This window comes from Streptomyces sp. NPDC052079 (assembly GCF_040680275.1).
Classification (GTDB): domain Bacteria; phylum Actinomycetota; class Actinomycetes; order Streptomycetales; family Streptomycetaceae; genus Streptomyces.
Genome location: NZ_JBFAWL010000025.1, coordinates 39,501 through 56,316 on the forward strand (window position 1 = coordinate 39,501; position 16,816 = coordinate 56,316).

15 protein-coding genes, 1 tRNA gene and 1 pseudogene are annotated in these 16,816 nt (G+C 73.1%); 9 read left to right on the top strand and 8 right to left on the bottom strand.

The features are described from left to right. The first annotated feature begins 580 nt into the window (after window positions 1-580). The 3 genes from AB0L56_RS27320 to AB0L56_RS27330 all read left to right on the top strand — a co-directional run bounded on the left by AB0L56_RS27320 (window position 581) and on the right by AB0L56_RS27330 (window position 1,741). Window positions 581-946: a hypothetical protein gene (locus AB0L56_RS27320; RefSeq protein WP_361030453.1), complete on the top strand. Its 366-nt coding sequence runs from the start codon at window positions 581-583 to the stop codon at window positions 944-946. A gap of 137 nt (window positions 947-1,083) precedes the next feature. Next, window positions 1,084-1,677 (top strand): hypothetical protein, encoded by a 594-nt coding sequence (locus AB0L56_RS27325; RefSeq protein ID WP_361030450.1) that lies wholly within the window; start codon window positions 1,084-1,086, stop codon window positions 1,675-1,677. Next, window positions 1,668-1,741, top strand: a tRNA-Lys gene (locus tag AB0L56_RS27330). The genes AB0L56_RS27325 and AB0L56_RS27330 overlap by 10 nt, the downstream gene beginning before the upstream one ends. Before the next feature lie 51 nt (window positions 1,742-1,792). On the opposite strand, the gene AB0L56_RS27335 is transcribed toward AB0L56_RS27330, so the two are convergent. Further along, window positions 1,793-3,112, bottom strand: a complete 1,320-nt coding sequence (locus AB0L56_RS27335; RefSeq protein ID WP_361030447.1) for a M6 family metalloprotease domain-containing protein — start codon at window positions 3,110-3,112, stop codon at window positions 1,793-1,795. 353 nt (window positions 3,113-3,465) lie between these two features. On the opposite strand from AB0L56_RS27335, the gene AB0L56_RS27340 reads away from it, so the two are divergent. Next, complete coding sequence (locus AB0L56_RS27340; protein WP_365427644.1) at window positions 3,466-5,301, top strand: EAL domain-containing protein; 1,836 nt, start codon at window positions 3,466-3,468, stop codon at window positions 5,299-5,301. On the opposite strand, the gene AB0L56_RS27345 is transcribed toward AB0L56_RS27340, so the two are convergent. Further along, window positions 5,277-6,368: an LLM class flavin-dependent oxidoreductase gene (locus AB0L56_RS27345; RefSeq protein ID WP_365427647.1), complete on the bottom strand. Its 1,092-nt coding sequence runs from the start codon at window positions 6,366-6,368 to the stop codon at window positions 5,277-5,279. The genes AB0L56_RS27340 and AB0L56_RS27345 overlap by 25 nt on opposite strands. A 430-nt stretch (window positions 6,369-6,798) precedes the next feature. Here AB0L56_RS27345 and AB0L56_RS27350 point away from each other — a divergent pair, with 430 nt between their 5' ends. Further along, window positions 6,799-7,083, top strand: a complete 285-nt coding sequence (locus AB0L56_RS27350) for a hypothetical protein (RefSeq protein WP_365427650.1) — start codon at window positions 6,799-6,801, stop codon at window positions 7,081-7,083. Next, entirely contained in the window at window positions 7,080-7,319 is a 240-nt protein-coding gene (locus AB0L56_RS27355) for a hypothetical protein (RefSeq protein ID WP_365427653.1), read from the top strand. The genes AB0L56_RS27350 and AB0L56_RS27355 overlap by 4 nt, the downstream gene beginning before the upstream one ends. Window positions 7,320-7,473: 154 nt before the next feature. Here AB0L56_RS27355 and AB0L56_RS27360 read toward each other — a convergent pair whose 3' ends face one another. The 4 genes from AB0L56_RS27360 to AB0L56_RS27375 are packed head-to-tail and all read right to left on the bottom strand — an operon-like array spanning window position 7,474 to window position 12,464. Continuing rightward, window positions 7,474-8,823, bottom strand: coding sequence for an AAA domain-containing protein (locus AB0L56_RS27360; protein ID WP_365427656.1), 1,350 nt, complete (start codon window positions 8,821-8,823; stop codon window positions 7,474-7,476). Next, the gene (locus AB0L56_RS27365) at window positions 8,820-10,421 is read right to left on the bottom strand and encodes a hypothetical protein (protein WP_365427659.1); all 1,602 of its coding nucleotides are present in this window, start codon (window positions 10,419-10,421) and stop codon (window positions 8,820-8,822) included. Before AB0L56_RS27365 ends, AB0L56_RS27360 begins: the two co-directional genes overlap by 4 nt. After that, window positions 10,412-11,554: a hypothetical protein gene (locus AB0L56_RS27370; protein ID WP_365427737.1), complete on the bottom strand. Its 1,143-nt coding sequence runs from the start codon at window positions 11,552-11,554 to the stop codon at window positions 10,412-10,414. The genes AB0L56_RS27365 and AB0L56_RS27370 overlap by 10 nt, the downstream gene beginning before the upstream one ends. Beyond that, window positions 11,505-12,464, bottom strand: a complete 960-nt coding sequence (locus AB0L56_RS27375) for a phosphatase PAP2 family protein (protein WP_365427662.1) — start codon at window positions 12,462-12,464, stop codon at window positions 11,505-11,507. The genes AB0L56_RS27370 and AB0L56_RS27375 overlap by 50 nt, the downstream gene beginning before the upstream one ends. A 133-nt stretch (window positions 12,465-12,597) precedes the next feature. Between AB0L56_RS27375 and AB0L56_RS27380 the strand changes: the two are divergent. Beyond that, window positions 12,598-12,684 (top strand): annotated as a pseudogene (locus AB0L56_RS27380) (histidine phosphatase family protein); the annotation flags it as partial. 175 nt (window positions 12,685-12,859) lie between these two features. Here AB0L56_RS27380 and AB0L56_RS27385 read toward each other — a convergent pair. After that, window positions 12,860-14,308, bottom strand: a complete 1,449-nt coding sequence (locus AB0L56_RS27385; RefSeq protein ID WP_361030424.1) for a hypothetical protein — start codon at window positions 14,306-14,308, stop codon at window positions 12,860-12,862. Between the two features lie 289 nt (window positions 14,309-14,597). Between AB0L56_RS27385 and AB0L56_RS27390 the strand changes: the two genes are divergently transcribed. Then, window positions 14,598-15,002, top strand: a complete 405-nt coding sequence (locus AB0L56_RS27390; protein WP_365427740.1) for a hypothetical protein — start codon at window positions 14,598-14,600, stop codon at window positions 15,000-15,002. Window positions 15,003-15,329: 327 nt separating this feature from the next. Beyond that, the gene (locus AB0L56_RS27395) at window positions 15,330-16,202 is read left to right on the top strand and encodes a fused MFS/spermidine synthase (RefSeq protein ID WP_365427666.1); all 873 of its coding nucleotides are present in this window, start codon (window positions 15,330-15,332) and stop codon (window positions 16,200-16,202) included. 29 nt (window positions 16,203-16,231) lie between these two features. Here AB0L56_RS27395 and AB0L56_RS27400 read toward each other — a convergent pair whose 3' ends face one another. Further along, window positions 16,232-16,774, bottom strand: a complete 543-nt coding sequence (locus tag AB0L56_RS27400; RefSeq protein ID WP_365427669.1) for a hypothetical protein — start codon at window positions 16,772-16,774, stop codon at window positions 16,232-16,234. Window positions 16,775-16,816 lie beyond the last annotated feature (42 nt).

The window sequence follows — 16,816 nt, forward strand, 5'->3', positions numbered from 1 at the left end:
GTCGGCGCATCGACCCGTGGAGGGCCTTTGGTCGACGTCGGCCGGAGGCCTCTTGCGTGGGCGCGGGCGCCGTGCTTCCGTCGCGGGCCCGTGCCAGCCTCGGTCGCGTGCCCGCGCCGCGCGCCTGCGCCGTGCGTCCGTCGCGCGCCCGCGTCCTGCCTCCGCGGCGCGTGCGCGCCGCGCGCCCGTCGCCGCCCTTGCGCGCCCGGCGGCTCGGGGAGCGACATCGGTCGGCGCGTCGAGCCGTGGAGGGCCTTTGGTCGACGTCGGCCGGAGGCCTCTTGCGTGGGCGCGGGCGCCGTGCTTCCGCCGCGGGCCCGTGCCGTGCCTCGGTCGCGTGCCCGCGCCGCGCGCCTGCGCCGTGCGTCCGTCGCGCGCCCGCGTCCTGCCTCCGCGGCGCGTGCGCGCCGTGCGTCTGTCGCCGCCGTTGCGCGCCCGGCGGCCCGGGGAGTGACCGGTCGGCGCGTCGACCCGCGGAGGGCCTCCGGCCGGCCGGAGGCCCTCTTGCGTGGGCGCGGGACAATGGACGGTGGCCCGCTTTTCCCGGGGGCCGAATCGCGACGTACGTGAAGGAGACGTCATGGCGGAGCACACGCCGCGTCGGGACCAGCCGCGGCTACGCCCCGCGCCCTTGCTGTTCGAGCCCGCGCAGGCGACCTCGGATCCCGAGCACTTCTTCGACCTGGAGTCGATCGAGGATCCGCGCGCGCTGCTGGAGCGGGCGACCGAGCTGACGCTCGCGTTCCGTGCCGCGGCGGACCGGGCGACCGAGTTCCAGGCGATGGCGGCGGCACAGCTCGCCGATCCCCGGCGCTTCGACCGGCTGACGCCGGCGGACATCGCGGAGCGCGCCGAGTGGACCGAGGACTACGCGAAGAAGATGGTCGAGTTCGGCCGGGATTTGATGCGGGGCGGGGAAGGTCCGGGGCACGCCGACCCCGTGTGAGCCCTGCGCCCCCGCGCCTCTCCTCGAACGGGCGTGGCATATGCCGGGTGGGCAAGATACTCGCTCGGTCGCCTCCGTGTGACCGATTCGGACAACTCTGCGGAACCGTTCCCTCACGGCGGGTAGACGTATCCCTCATGAGCAGCACACGGAATGCCTCCGACCCCGGCGATGTCACCCCGGACGGCGCCGCCTGGCTCGCCTCGGCCGGAACGTATCCGCGCGGCACGCTCGCGCACGGGGAGGAGCGGCCGTACGCCCCGGTGGTGCTGCCCTGCGGTGTGGTCTTCGACGTGGTGAGCGCGCCCGCGGTCTTCGGGCGCCGGATGCTGGACCGGATGTGGGAGGAGGGCCCCGGCTCGGGCCCGGTCGCGGAGTTCCGCGGCCGGACGCTGCTCTTCGCCGCGCCGGGCACGGCGCAGCGCCTCCCGGTGCTGATGGAGTGGGAGGAGTGGGGCGCGCGCGGTGCGCGCACGGACGGGGTCCCGCCGCTGCTGTGCCACGGCACCGGGGACGCGGTGACCGTCCCGGCGGGGGCGGCGGGGCGGGCCGGCGAGCCCCTGCCCACCGCCCGCTGGCTGGTCGCCCCGGACACCCGTCGTCCCTGGTTGCCGGGCCCGGAGGTACTGCTCTGGGCGGCGGTCCGGGCGGCCCGCGCGGCCGTGCGGATATCGATTTTTCCTCCCGCGGATCGTGATGCTAATGTCTACGACGTCAGCAGGCGCCGCTAGCTCAGTTGGTTAGAGCAGCTGACTCTTAATCAGCGGGTCCGGGGTTCGAGTCCCTGGCGGCGCACGACACGAAGAAGGCCCCTCGCCTCGAGCGGGGGGCCTTCTTCGCGTCCGGTCACCCCCTCGTGATCTTGACCGTCCAGGCCCCCGACGCCGTACGCCCCTCCACCTCCACCCGTACGGCCTCCCCGGGCACCGTGAAGCTCTCGCCGAGGGCGACCGGCGCGTCGGCGAGCGGGGGGTAGACGGAGTCCTCCGGGCACGCCTCGGTGTGCGGATGGGCGTCGATGACGTCGATCGGCCCGCGTCCCGAGCGCCTGTCGCTGCTCACCCGGTAGACCAGCACGCCCTGCCGGCAGGCCGCCGCGTCGTTGCCGACCGGCCCGCGCGCCTCGAAGGCGAGCGCGCTGGCGGGGCCGGTGCGGACGACCGCGAGCTTGGTGCCCCGCCCGAGGCCGAAGGAGGGCGACCCCGCGGCACCGGTCACCGGCGTTCCCGGACCCGCCCCCAGCGGCTCCAGCGTCAGCCGCACCTGCCCCGCCTTCCGTACGCACCGCACCTGCCGGGGTTCCAGCCAGCCCAGCTTCCACTTGTGCCAGCCGAACAGGTCCGGCGCGAGCGCGAACTGGCTGCCCATCAGATCCCAGTCGCCGACGTGCGTGTCCCAGTCGCCCTTGCCGTCCACGGGCCGGTGGTACAGGTCGGGCAGGTCGAAGACGTGTCCGGTCTCGTGGGCGAGGACGAGCCGGTCCGGGGGGTGGTCCTCGAACACGGTGACGACCCGGCGGATGTCGGTGCCGTCGGCGCGCAGGGGCCGGTCCAGATTGACGACCTTGGTGGCGTCCGAGTCCACGCCCGGCGCGTACGGGTCGGCGACGAAGTACACGACGTCGTAGCGCGAATAGTCGACGTGCCGGTCGGTCACGGCGAGCGCGTCGCGCAGATAGGCCGCGCGGTGGGCGACGGTCCAGTCGCGCTGTATGGCGTACGCCGTGGAGGGGCGCGGCATGCGGAACCACTTCCGGACCGGGTGCGGGCGCAGGGTGAACCTGCCGTAGGAGGCCTGCCGGAAGAAGCGGCTGGTCGCCGGGAAGTGGTCGGCGGCGAGTTCGGCCGGCGTGACCAGGGGCGGCTGGGAGTCGGGGAAGGACAGGAACACCATCACCGCGTCCAGCCGGCGGGCGGGGCGGGGGTAGGCGGCGTTCCAGGTGTCCAGGCCCTCGGAGTGGTGGGCGTCGGTGCGGGTGAGGGCGCACGGGGCCGCGGAGAACGGCTCGGCGACGGAGGGGACGCTCACCATCGAGGTCGCCGCGAGCGCCGACATGGTGGCGCACATGGCCGCCGTGCTCCGCATCCGGGGCCGTACACCCGTACGGCTCAACCGGTCCCGCAGCGCCTCACGGCCGAGTCCCCTCGGGGTGAGCTGACGCGGCACGAGGACCTCCTGGAGACGGTTCGCGGGACACCGCACCCCAGACTGTGGTGATCTGTCGTACTACGCCCTGTTCAACTGCACCGGACGGGTGAGAACGGAGGGAATCCGGGCGGCTCCGGACGGAGTCGGCACCCCGTGCACTCACGGAACGTCACAACTGATCGGAGGCCCGCATAAGCCGTCCACGCACGGGCAGAAACGATCGGGCAGAGATGCGCTACCCGCCAGAAGGCCGGACAGTGGCTGGAAGGCCCCGGCGCGGGCCTCTATGATCGGCACACTTTCCTGGTACTGAGAGACTTTCTCGCACGGACAGCGGCGGACAGCGATCGAGTGCACTGCGGGAGCGAGTGGTGAGCGGAACGTCCGAAGGGCCGGCGCCCGCGACGGAACTCGACCGGCCGACCGTCACGGAGGGTGATATCATCACCTCTGCCGGTACCGACCCGCCCGTGCTGTGCTCCCCGTCGCCCCCCTCCTACCGCTCGGTCTTCACGGCCGCGCCGCTCGCCATGGCGGTGGTCGACCGCGAGGGCACGGTGACCGGCGCCAACGCCGCCCTCGCCGGGCTGCTGGGCCGCGACCCGGACAGCCTGACCGGTGCCGTCGCCGCCGACCTGGTGGACCTGGCCTCCGACGCCCGCACCTGGCACGCCTACCGGGAGATGCTGCGCGGACGACGGGCCAGGCTGCGCTGCACACGCCGGCTGAAGCACCCCGAGGGCCATGTGCTGTGGGTGCGGGTCACGGTTGCCCCGTTGCCCGCCGACCACGGGGGAGTGCTGCTGTCGGTCGCCGACATCAGCGACCACCGGGAACTCCAGGAGCGCCTGCGGCATCTGCGCATGCACGATCCGGTCACCCGGCTGCCCAACCGCACCCTGTTCTTCGAACGGCTGACCGCCGCGCTGGACGCGGAGTCGTACGAGGACAGCGGCACCGGCCGCATCGGTCTGTGCTACCTGGACCTGGACGGGTTCAAGGCCGTCAACGACACCCTCGGCCACCGCGTCGGCGACCAGCTGCTGGCCGCCGTCGCGGAACGGCTCAGGCAGTGCGCCGAGAACGCGGCCAGGACCGGCACCCCGCTGGTCGCCCGGCTCGGCGGGGACGAGTTCGCGCTCCTGGTCGAGGACTCCACCGGCACCGAACAGCTCGCCGACCTCGCCGAATCGCTGCTCGACGCGATCCAGGCGCCCTTCGACCTCTCCGGCCGGAGACTGTCGGTCTCCGCGTCGATCGGGGTGGTCGAGCGGCATGCCGCCGGCACCACGCCCACCGCGCTGATGCAGGCCGCCGACACCACGCTGTACTGGGCGAAGGCCGACGGCAAGTCCCGCTGGACGCTGTTCGACCCCGAGCGCAACGCCCACCGCGTCACCCGCCAGGCCCTCGCCTCCACGCTCCGCCCGGCCATCGACCGCGGGGAGTTCGCGCTGGAGTACCAGCCGCTGGTGGGCATGGAGGACGACCGAGTGCACGGCGTGGAGGCGCTGATCCGCTGGCACCACCCGCGGTTCGGCATCCTGACGCCGAATCGGTTCATCTCACTGGCGGAGGAGGACGGCTCGATCGTGCCCCTCGGCCGCTGGGTGCTGCGCACCGCCTGCCGGCAGGCACGGGACTGGCATGTGGAGCACCCCGACGGTCCGCCGATCTTCGTCAGCGTGAACGTGGCGGTCCGTCAGGTATGGGACTCCGACCTGGTCGCGGATGTCGCCGACACCCTTGAGCAGACCGGCCTGGCCCCGCAGCTGCTCCAGCTGGAGCTGACCGAGTCGGCGGTGATGGGCTCCTCCGGCCGGCCGATCCAGGCCCTGAAGGCGCTCAGCGACATGGGCGTACGCATCGCCATCGACGACTTCGGCACCGGCTACTCCAACCTGGCCTACCTCAGCCGCCTTCCGGTCTCCGTGCTGAAGCTGGACGGCTCCTTCGTCCGGGGCTTCCAGCTCGAGGACCGCGCCGCCAAGGCGAGTGCGGCGGACGAGGTCATCGTCGAGGCCATGGTGCAGCTCGCCCACCGGCTCGGCCTGACGGTCACCGCGGAGTGCGTGGAGACCTCGGCGCAGGCCACCCGGCTGCGCCGGATCGGCTGCGACACCGGTCAGGGCTGGCTGTACTCGCGCCCGGTGTCCCCGGACCGCATCTCCGAGCTGCTGGTTCAGGCGGGCGTGGGCAATCCGTAGACGTCGGCGATCAGCTCGTAGGAACGCAGACGTACGTCACCGCTGTGCGCGTTGGCGGTGAGCATCAGCTCATCGGCGCCCGTACGCTTCTGCAGCTCGTCCAGTCCGTTGCGGACCTCGTCCGGCGTCCCATGAACGACATTGGCGTTCCACGAGTCCACGAACTCCCGCTCCATCGGACTGAAGTCGTACGCCTCCGCCTCCTCGGGCGTCGGCACCAGTCCCGGGCGGCCGGTGCGCAGCCGCACCATGTTCAGCGCCGAGGCCAGCACCTGCCGGCGTGCCTCCTTCTCGTCGTCCGCCGCGAGCGCCGAGACGCCGATGAGGGCGTAGGGCGCGTCGAGGACCTCGCTGGGACGGAAGCTCTCGCGGTAAAGATCGAGCGCCGGGATCGTGTTCTGCGCCGAGAAGTGGTGGGCGAAGGCGAAGGGCAGGCCGAGCATGCCGGCCAGCCGGGCGCTGAACCCGGACGAGCCGAGCAGCCAGATGGGCGGGCGGTGCGGCGACTGCACCCCACCCGGCGAGGTCGCCTGCACCGGGCCGGGCACGGCGTGGATCCGGCGGTAGGGATGCCCGTCGGGGAAGTCGTCGTCCAGGAAGCGGGTGAGCTCCGCGAGCTGCTGCGGGAAGTCGTCGGCGCCCTCGTTCAGCCGCTCGGCACGGCGCAGGGCCGCCGCGGTGGCACCGTCGGTACCGGGGGCGCGCCCCAGCCCGAGGTCGATCCGCCCCGGCGCCATGGCCTCGAGCGTGCCGAACTGCTCCGCGACGACCAGCGGCGCGTGGTTGGGCAGCATCACCCCGCCCGAGCCGAGCCGGATGCGCTCGGTGTGCGCGGCCAGATACGCCAGGATCACCGCGGGCGAAGAGGAGGCCACCCCCGGCATGGAGTGATGCTCGGCAACCCAGTGCCGATGGAAACCCCGGGCCTCAGCAAGCCGCGCCAGCCGCACGCTGGTCCGCAGAGCATCACTCGCGGTCATCCCCGCCCCGACGGTCACCAGATCCAGCACGGAGAGGGGAACAGGCGCCGTGCCGTGCACGATGCCCCGTATCTCGTCTGCGGCCACGGTGAGATGCCTCCTGCTCCAGTACGACGCTGAACTCCGCTGCCACAACGGGGGACGGCCTGCGCGTATTCCCCCGGGGGCGGCCCAGGTCCCAGCAGGTGCGGACGATCTGCCGCACGTGGCGGGCGACGGCGAGTCGGGGCAGGGGCCGGGACTGTCCGGTGCGCTCGCAGGCTGGCCGAGCCTCGCCGCACGCTTGCCGAGGGCCCACCCGGCGGCCGACCGGCGAGCCGCCACGAGGTGCCCGGCCCGCACAACAGTCTTGACGGCAGTAGCGACGGCAACAACATGGGCCGAAACGACCCGGACGGGTGGCTTCCGAGCAGGTTGACGCAAGGCCCGCACGGGTGACCACACGGCGGCTACGCTGGCATGGCAGCATCTCGGCAGGGGCCGGGAGGACGTCAGTAGCCAGAAGGGGACGGATGCCGTGAGCACACAGGAACCGTGGACCGTCAGCACCATCAGCGAGGCACTCGGCAGCACGGAACTCCGTCGGCAGTTCATCTCCGAGATCAACAGCGCCCCCGTCCACGAACTCAGCCACGTGGCAGCTCGCTGGCAGGTCCGCGCGGAGATGCTCGCTGCCGCGGCCGAACGCGTCCGCAAGATCCAGGCCATTGAGCTGGATGGCCGCGAGGTGCCCGGCGACCGGGACGTCACCGACAAGATCCTCGCCATCGCTGAGCAGGCCCGCCACAAGGGGGCTGCGTGAGCTGGAAGCTCCGCATGGACGTCGTCATCGAGGCAGCCTTCGACGCACTCCCCGATGACGTGCGCGAGCGGCTCGCCCTGGCTCTCGCCGATGCCTGCAGCGACCCCTACGCCTCCACCACCCCCTTCGGCGAGGACGACGGTGTTATGCGCCTCCTCGTCCTCCCCGACGTCATGGCCGTCCTCCTCGTCAGTAGCGCACTCGGCACCGTCCGCGTGGTCCAGATCGACCACTGATCTCGCCACTGCTGTCTGACGGCAACGCTGACGGCAACCGGACCCGTCGACTGCGTACGCCAGCGAACCTCCGCGGACTCACCGAGCGGCGCTGACCTGCGAGAACGCCAGCGAAAGGAACCCGCTGCGTTCCTGACGCTGTTTCGATGATGGGTCAGGGCCGCCATCGCACCCGGTGCTCGGTCAGGTGGGCCAGGATCGCGTGGTTCGCTTCCCAGCCGTCTGGGAATTTGACCAGCGTGCCCAGCTGGACCGGTTCGGTGGAGGGGTAGTCGTCCAGGAGGTCGGTTACTCCCTCGCGGCAGACGACGATGCAGGCGTGGCGGTGGCGGGAGGCCAGGACGCACAAGCGGCCGGTTTCCAAGTGGAACGCGGTGGCGTCGGGGCGGCCGGAGAGGGGGTGGAGGACCACCGTGACGTCGTACTCGCGGCCTTGGAGACGGTTGGCCGTGTCCACCGTCACGTCGGTCACGCCGTGGTCCGCCAGTGCCGCGCGGATCGCCGCCGCTTGGTCGCGGTGGGCCGTGCCTACGGCGATGCGGTCCGCGGTCAGGGGGGTGGGGTCGGGGGAGCGTTCCGATGTTGCCGCGCCGCCCCGGTCCAGGAGGCGGCGGACGATCAGGGCCACCGCCCGGACCGCCTCCGGGTCCGTGCGCGGGGTGTGCCGGGCGGGGAGTTCCAGCAGGCCCCAGCCGGATTCCGCAGCCTCGTCGATCACCCGGTCGGGGCCGGAACCGTCGGAGGGGACGGAGAGGGTGAGGGTGCGGTCGCCGTGGGCCGTGCCGCTGCGGAACGGGGTGTACGGGTAGAAGGCGTCCGAGACCAGGGGCGCGGCCGAGGCGGGGAGGCGCCAGGACACCGGCAGGCGGTGCTGGGGGAGGTCGGGGTTGTGGGCGAGGAGGGTGGTCACGGCGGAGCCCGAGGGGTCGTACGACAGGCCCGCCCACTGGTCCGCGCCCACGATGGAGAACGGGTCCAGCTGGCCCGGGTCGCCCACGAACAGTGCCCGTTCGAACAGGCCGGCCACCGCCAGGAGTGAGTCCGAGCGCATTTGGTACGCCTCGTCCACGATCGCGTGGCCCCACGGCTCGACGCCCTTGACGTGCGCCCACTTCGCCGCCGTGGAGATCACGACCGGCAGTCCGGTCAGATCGGCCGCCTTCGCCGACGTCCGGACGTGCTCCAGCGCGTCCAGCGCCTTGTCGTACGGGTCGGTGTCGCTGCTGTGCAGACGGCCTACGGGGAGGTCGGGGTTCTTCTCGGCGAGGCGGAGGATCAGGTCGTCGACCTGCGCGTTCGTCTGCGCCACCACCATCAGCGGGCGGCCCGCCTCCGCCAGTTCCAGCGCCGCGCGTACGACGAGGGTGGACTTGCCGGCGCCGGGCGGGGAGTCGACGACGACACCGCGCGCGGTGCCGTGCAACGTGTCGTGGAGGATCGCGTCGGTGGCGCGGCCGGCCGCAGCTCCCGGGTGCAGCGCCGTCTCCTGGGCAGGGGCGGTCACAGGATGTCCTCCTCGGTCACCTGGTCGGCGGGCTCCGGTACGGCCTCCTCGCCGGGCGGACCGCCGTGGGTCCACGGGGTCTCCTCCGGGTCGGGGAGTTTCGCTCCACCGCGCGGCTCGTGCTCGAAGAGGGTGAAGCAGACGTGGTCGCCCTTCTCGGGGACCGATCCCTCTTCCGGTTCCTTGCCACGGCCCATCTTGTCCATCACGCGCAGGATCAGCAGACCGCCCTCCGGCCCGTCGGCGTATCCGACGAACTCCGCCGTCTGCGGCTTTCCGGCCAGTGAGCGGTATGCCTTCACGCGCTCGCCGAGATAGGGGCTGTCGTCCGTGCGGACCGTGACCAGCGGGCGCGGGCTCGGGCGCTTGCTCTCGCTGTACGCCATCACCACGTCGACCACCTCGCCCGCGAACGCCTCCCCGGACAGCCGCCGCGCCGCCATCACCAGCGGGTCGTCGAGGGCTTCCTGTGCTTCCAGACGGGACTGTTCGCGCTCGCGCGCGGCGAGCTTGTTCGCGGCGGTGACCGCGTCGTCGCGGCGGGGCTGGGGCGGTTCGCCGGACACGACACGGTCGCGGTGGCCGGTGAAGGACCAGCGGTCGCGTGTCCAGCGTTCCTCGACGCGCGCGCCCTCGGGGAGTTGCCGGAGGAGGTCGAGGCCTTGCCACACCGCCTTCCATGTGGGCAGGGTGCGGCTTTCCACCAGCGCGCGGATTTCTCGTTCGGCTCTCGTCAGGGAGGCCAGGCGGTCGTCGGCCTCCAGGCCGTCCTCCGCCGCCGCCAGCGCCGTACGAGCGCGGTCGTAGCGCTCGATGGCCGGGGCGAGGAGCTTGTTGTCGAAGGCCGGGTCGGTCGCCGGGCCCGCGGGCGGGCACAACAGCTGGCCGTCCGCGTCCCGCGCGAGCTCCGCCTCCTGCGCGGCCTCGGCGCCCGAGCGGCCCTCGGGCGGGGCGATCCACGCGAGCAGCGCGCCCAAGTGCTGGTCCTCCAGCGTGGACTGGCCCGTCGCCCAGTGCCGGCCCAGGACGTCCGTCATGGCGAGGAGGAGGGAGGAGCCCGGGACGCGGGCCCGCTCGCCGAAGTGCGTCAGCCACCGGCCGAGCAGCGGCACCCGGGGCGGGGCCGGGAAGGGAGCCTCCGGGTCCTGCTCCGCCGTGCGCCGGAAGCGTATCGAGCGTCCGAGCAGCCGTACGAGGTCGATGCCGGCCCGGCTCGGCACGATCAGCTGCGGCGCGTCCGCGCACAGCTCGACCTCGACCTTGACCCGCTTGCCGGTCTCCGGGTCGGTCTCGGAGCGCTCGGCGGCCTCCACGGCGTCCGAGAAGCCGTCGACGTACGGCAGCACCACGTCGGCCAGCTCGGCCAGGAACGCGAACCGCAGCTCGCGGTCGCGCGGCTGCGGGACGACCAGGAGGCGGGGGGCGTCCCGGTCCGTGCCCACCAGTGCGCCGAGCGGGGCGCCCGCCTCACCGGCGGTGATGAGCGGGACGAAGACGAGAGGGCGGTCGGAGAGGTGCCGGTGCCGGACGGTGGCGGCGGGCTGGGCTCGGCCGGTGCTGACGGCCTCGAGGCGGGCGAGGGTGGCGATCAGGGACAAGGGGCCACCTCCCGTGCAGTGGTCGTGGCCAGTGCCTCCGCGCGCAGGGCCGCCGCCCTGCGCAGTGCCGCAACCGCCGGGTCGTCCGGGTCACCGGCTTCCCCGCGCGCCGCCGCCAGCACGTCCTCGACCGTCGTCAGACCGCCCAGCTCCGCCCGCACCGGACGGCCCAGAGAGGTCACCGCGCCGGCCGCGCGGGAGCGGTCCCGGCAGTGGAAGGCCAGCTCGCACGCGGACAGGCATTCGGGCGCATACGTCGCGGGGACCGACTCGACGGCCTCCGTCAGCCGTTCGGCGGGCAGCTCCGGCGAGAAGCACGTGCCCTCGGGGAGCGCGTCGGCGATCTCCTCGATACGGGTGAGCCGCGTCAGCTGCCGGGCGGTCACCGCGCGCTGCTTGCGCACGTCCACGGCGGACGCGGTCGGCAGGTTGGAGAAGTCCTTGGGGCATACGAGCAGGACGCGGTGGCGCACGCGCGGGGCCGGGTCGAGCCGGGCGGCGACCTGTTCCAGGGCCAGGACGTACACCGCCGCCTGGCGCGCCGCCGCGCCGACCTTCGCCGGGTCCGCGGCGCCGTCCAGCATCGGGAAGGACTTGATCTCCACGACGGTCCAGCTGCCGTCCGGGTGCACCACCACCGCGTCCGGCTCCAGGAAGGCGGGGGAGCCCGCGACGTCCAGGGCGAGCATCGGGTGGTCGAGCAGCGTCCAGGTGCCGGGCGCCTCGGCGGCCTCGCGCAGCGCCAGCTCCGTACGGGCGGTGCGGCCCTGGGGGCCCTGTGCGGTCAGATCGGGCACGAGCGCGCCGGCGGGCGGTTCGGCCGCGCGGTCCAGCTTCTCGTGGGCGAGGCGCAGCAGCTCCGTACCGCCGTCGGCCTTGACCTTCGCCTCGAACGCGTTGCCCCGGACGAACGCGAACTGCGACTGGCCGAAGACCGACGGGGAGCCCAGCGCGCTCGCCAGCGCCGCCTTGTTCACCCCGGCGCCGTCGAGGATGGCGCGCCGTCTGCAGCCCGGGTTGGCGGCGAGGGCGGCCAGGGCGCGCGCGTCCAGCGCCTTGGCCGGGATCTCCGGGCCGCGCAGCTCAGCGAGCCGGTGCCGGAGCGCTTTCTCCCGCCTCCGAGGGGGAGGCACCCGGTTCGGCTTCTGGTCCGTACCGCGACTCGGGATGCCGCTGCCGTGGAATTCGCTCACCCGCGGAAGTCTGGCATCCGGCACTGACAATCGGGGAACGCGTGTCGGACGCGTCCGATGCGACGGGGGCGGGGCGGGGCAGGAACCGGGCCTTCGCCAGGTCGGCGTACCGCATCACATGGGGGGCCAGCAGCAGGCCCGCACCCATGACGGCGGCGCCCGCGGCCGCGTCGAGGAAGTAGTGGTTGGCGGTGCCCATCACCACGAGCGTGGTCACCAGCGGGTAGACGACCGCGGCCGTCTTCGTCCAGCGCGTGCGGCCGTACTTCCACAGCATGACGCCGCACCACAGCGCCCAGCCCACATGCAGACTCGGCATCGCCGCGTACTGGTTGGTCATGCCGCCGAGCCCGCGCGGGGCGCTGGCCTCGCCGCCCCACCAGCCCCACGCGCTGTAGTACGCCATCGTGTCCACGAAACCGTGGCTCGCGTCGAGCAGCCGGGGCGGGCAGGTGGGCAGCAGGGTGAAACCGATCAGGCCGATGAACGTCGACGCCATCAGCCAGGTGCGCTCCGCGCGGTAGCGCACCGCGCGGGACCGGAACAGCCAGACGAGGATCGCCGGGGTCACCAGGTAGTGCAGCGACGCGTACCAGAAGTCGGCGGGTATGCCTATCCACGGTTCCCCGGTGAAGAGACGGTTCAGCGGGTGCTCGGCGTTGAGGAACAGCGCCTTCTCTATGCGCAGAATCGCCAGGCCGTGGTCGACGGCGTCGGCGACGTCACCCCGGACGACCAGCCGCCCCGCCGAGTAGCAGGCGTACACCAGGAGGATGAGCGGCAGCTCCCGCCACCAGCGCAGCCGGGTCGCCGGGACCGCCTCGGTGCCCGGTGTCTCGGTGTGCGGCATCCGATCGCTCCCCCTTCGTCCTCGCGCGCCGCTTGTCGGCGGCCAGTCACTCTACGGTGTGTGCGCGTCCCCCGTGAGACGCCCTCGGCCCGGATAGACGCAAAGATCTCCCACCGGGTTGCCCACGACAAGGAACCCGACGTCGCTGTCTGTGCTGGGGTGGGCCTACGGTGAGCCGGCGATCGAGTCTTGGAATGAGCAGGGGCACTTGGCTGTGTGACGCCGGGCCGGTGTTCACCGGGTGCCGGTAGTGCGCAGCCCTGCGTTTGCGGGGTGCCTCCCCCACTCTCGGCTTCGCTCGAGCGGGGGGACCCCCATCGCCCACCCGTGCCGCCCTGGGGGTACCTCCCAGGCCTTTAAGGCACTGGGGGAGGCACGACTGCCCGCAGTTACGCTCAGACCGCTCGCGGCAGTGATGCGTGGCGGTCCAGGAAGGCTGAGACGTCTGAGGCTCGGCGGTGGGGGAGGAGGACGCGGGATGTGCCGGCCAGCATCGTGCGGACCCGGGAGGACTGGACCTCGTTCAGCAGGTCGAGCACGCGCATGCCGGCCGCGGCCGCCTCGTCCGGGCGGCCGCCGCGGGCCAGGTCGTCGGCCAGCTCCGCCGTATACAGCGCGATGTTGCGCGTGAAGTGCGGATCCTGCAGTTCCGCCGCGCGCCGCGCGTGCCGCGCCGCCCGCGGCCAGTCGCCCAGTGTCGACCAGCACTGGGCCTCCAGGCCCTCCAGCTCCGCCTCCCCGTAGAAGCTCATCCACTCGGGGTCCGCCTCCGAGGGCCCGCGCTCGAAGTACGCCCCCGCGCGGGCCAGCGCCTGCTCGCACCCCGCGCGGTCGGCCAGCCCCGCCCAGCCGCCCGCCTCGCGCAGTGCCAGCAGCGACATCAGCCGGAGTGAGCCCAGCGGCCGCGCCACCCGCTGCGCCGCCTGCGCCGCCCGCACCGCCTCCCGGGGCCTGCCCGCGTCCCGCGCGAGGAACGCCGTATTGCAGAAGGCGTGCGCCTCCAGCCCCGGATCCCCGGTCACCCGCGCGGTCGCCAGTGCCTCCGCGTAGTGCGAGCGCGCGTCGTCGAAACGGCCCGAGTCGTGCGCCAGCCAGCCCACCGAGATGGCCAGTTCCCCGGCGCCCGAGTACAGCCGGTCCGCGGTCCGTTGCCGGGTCGTCCCCGCGTCCAGCAGCGCGTACGCGGCACGCAGGGGCGCTGCCGCGCGGCGGTAGAGCCCGTCCGCCCCGTGCCGGTCGTCCAGCAGCCGGATCCGGCGGACGGCCTCCTCCAGGGCGCCCGCGTCACTCGCCCCCGCGCGGCGCACGGCGCGCTGCGCCGCCGAGGCGTCGGAGGCGAACCCGTAGGGGCTCAGTGAGGCGGCGGCCACCGTGGCGCCCCCGCCGGTCATGAATGCGCGACGCAGCACGTCGCTCTCCTCGTGGTCGTGCGGGTCGTAAGGGTCGTACCTGTCCTGCGTCTCATACGGCTCATCCGCCCCGCTGTTCTCACTCGTGGCGTTCGCCGGGTTGCCGGTTCGGGCCGGTGGTGCGTCCCCCGCGGCCCGTGCCCGGCGCCCGCGGACCGACGAGCGGGGCGCGAAGCCCAGGTCGGTCAGCGTGCGGCCGGGAAACATATGCAGGAACACCCGTTCATAGGCGTAGTTGGGGCAGCGGATCTCGCCCGCTTCCACCCGGTGCACATACCGCGCGTCACAACTGACCCGCTCACCGATCTCGCGGGCGGCCCGCCGTACCGCCGCGGCGAACTCGGCCGGTGAGCGCGCTCCGCGCAGTTGCCGGAAGACGAGATTCGGCCGCGGTGGCCGAGGGGGCGTGGACGAGGGCACCGTTGACGACGCCATGGCCGGGTCCTCTCTGCGAACCGTCGAACCATGCCGGAACGGGGCGAGTTGTCCCTGTGCCGCCCTGTTTCCGGCGGGCATGAACGTACCTGCTGTGACGGAGTCACCACGCGCAGTTTGGCTACAAACCGGATATGTCATACGTGATCTGCCATGAAGTGCCATCCTTTACGGCGTACTTCCGCCGTAGCCGTTGACAGCCCGGCTCGTTGAACTCTGCGGACCGGGAGCCCGCCCGTCTCCCGACCCGCTCGTTTCAACAGGGACTCGTGTGGTGGAGGCCGGGATGATGACGACCAGCCGGAACGACGATCCATTAGAACTGCCGTGTACGGAAGAAGTGCCGTGTACGGACTGTGACGTGGTCACGGTGCCCGCGCGGCAGGGCCTGGAGGCGGTCGACATCCTGCGGCGCGGAGCCGGCGACGCGGTGGGCCCGGTGCTGCACGACGACGGCGGCGCCACGCTCGGCTTCGTGGTGCCGCGGGGGACGGCCGCCGCCTGGGATGTACCGGGCAGCATCTGCATGGAGACCGACGGCCGCGGACTGCGGCTGACCCCCGAGCCGCCGGTGGAGGGCTCGGACTGGCTGCTGCCGCCCGGAGAGGCAGATCTGGCAACGGACCCCGCCGTCCTGCGCGAGGCACTCGGCGAGGCCCAGCGGTTGATCGAGGCGGCGGACGGCTGCAGCTGACCCCCGCGCGGGCCCGCCACTCTTGCGCGGGGTCCGCGCGGCGTGCGAATCCCGCGCGGGCTTCGCGCCGCCTGCCCGTCCTGCGCGGGCTTCGCATCGCCCGCCACTCCTGTTCGGGTTCCGCGCCGTGTGCGAGTCCTGCGCGAGCTTCGTGCCGCGTGCCAGTACCACGCGGGTTCCGCGCCGCGTGCCAGTCCTGCGCAGGCTTCACACCGCCTGCCACCCCCGCGTGGGTTCTTCCGCGCCGCCCGCCACTTCTGCGCGGGCTCCGAAACCCCGGAAGGGCCGGGGAGCGGTCGGCCCGGCCGTGCCTGGGACAATGGCGGTATGGGCAGGGGCAGGAGCGGTGGACGTGGACGGAGCGGCGGCGTGGAAGGCGTCGCCGAGGACGTCGACGGTGGGCTTGCCCGGCTTGTTCCCGACCGGGATCGTGCGCGGGCGTGGACGCTGCTGATTGACGGGGCCCCGCAGTCGCACGTCGACCTGGACGACCCGACGTACCTGTCCTTCGAGTACCAGCGCCGGTTCGGGCATGTCGTCGATCTTGCCGCCCCGCCCGGCAAGCCCCTGCGGGCCGTGCACCTCGGCGGGGGTGCCTTCACCCTGGCCCGGTACGTCGCGGCCACCCGCCCCCGCTCCACCCAGCAGGTCGTCGAACGGGACGCGGCCCTGGTGCAACTGGTCCGGCGGGAGCTGCCCCTGGACACCAGGGCCCGGATCCGGGTGCGTTCCGTGGACGCCCGGGAAGGGCTCGCCAAGGTGCCGGACGGCTGGGCCGGTCTCGTCGTCGCCGATGTCTTCAGCGGGGGCCGCACCCCGGCCCATCTGACCTCGACCGAGTTCCTCGACGACGTCCGCAGGGCCCTCGCCCCCGGCGGGGTCTACGCCGCCAACCTCGCCGACGGGCCGCCGCTCGCGCATCTGCGCGGTCAGATCGCCACCGCCGCCGCCCGGTTCGCCGAACTCGCGCTGATCGCCGATCCCGCGGTGCTGCGCGGCAAACGCTTCGGCAACGCGGTCCTGGTCGCCTCCGACGCGCCCCTGCCGATCGCCGAGCTGACCCGGCGGGCCGCCTCCGACCCGCACCCGGGCCGGGTCCAGCACGGCAGGGACCTCCTCGACTTCACCGGCGGGGCCGCCCCCGTCACGGACCTCGCCGCGGTCGCCTCACCGGCGCCGCCCGAGTCCCTCTTCCACTGATTACCGCTGAACCCGGCGACGGCTGCCGCTCAGTACGTGCCGGTCTCCACCCTTGGCGGGCCGTCGTGCCAGGTGCAGAACACCGACACCCGGTCCGCGCCCGAGGTGAACTCGACCCGGATCCACGACTCCGTCTTCCACACCTGCATGGACCAGCCGGCCCCCGGGGTCGCCGACACCAGCGAGGCGGACGCATCGCCGAGGTCGAAGACCGCCCGGCCGCCCTTGGTGTCATAGGCCTTCACCTCGCCCGAGGCGGCAGGAGGGGAAGAGGCGGGGGACGCCGGGGGCGAACTGCTGCGGGACGGCTTCGGATCCGGTTTCCGGGTCGTGTTGTCGCGCCCGTCCGACGGCTTCCGCGACTTCTCGGCGTCCTTCGAGGGCCTCGCGGACGGCCGCTGCGTCGACGACGCCCGCGCCTGCGACTGTTCCTCCGCCGCCGCGATCGGCAGGGCCCGGGGCGGGTCGTACGCGGTGCCCTCCATCACGGTGCTGACGCCCCACCACGACAGCGTGACCGCCGCGCCCGTGGCGAGCAGCCAGGCCAGTACGTGTACGAATCCTCTGCGCATCGTCGGCCCATAGTGCCCCACGCGCCCCACCGGTGTCGCGCC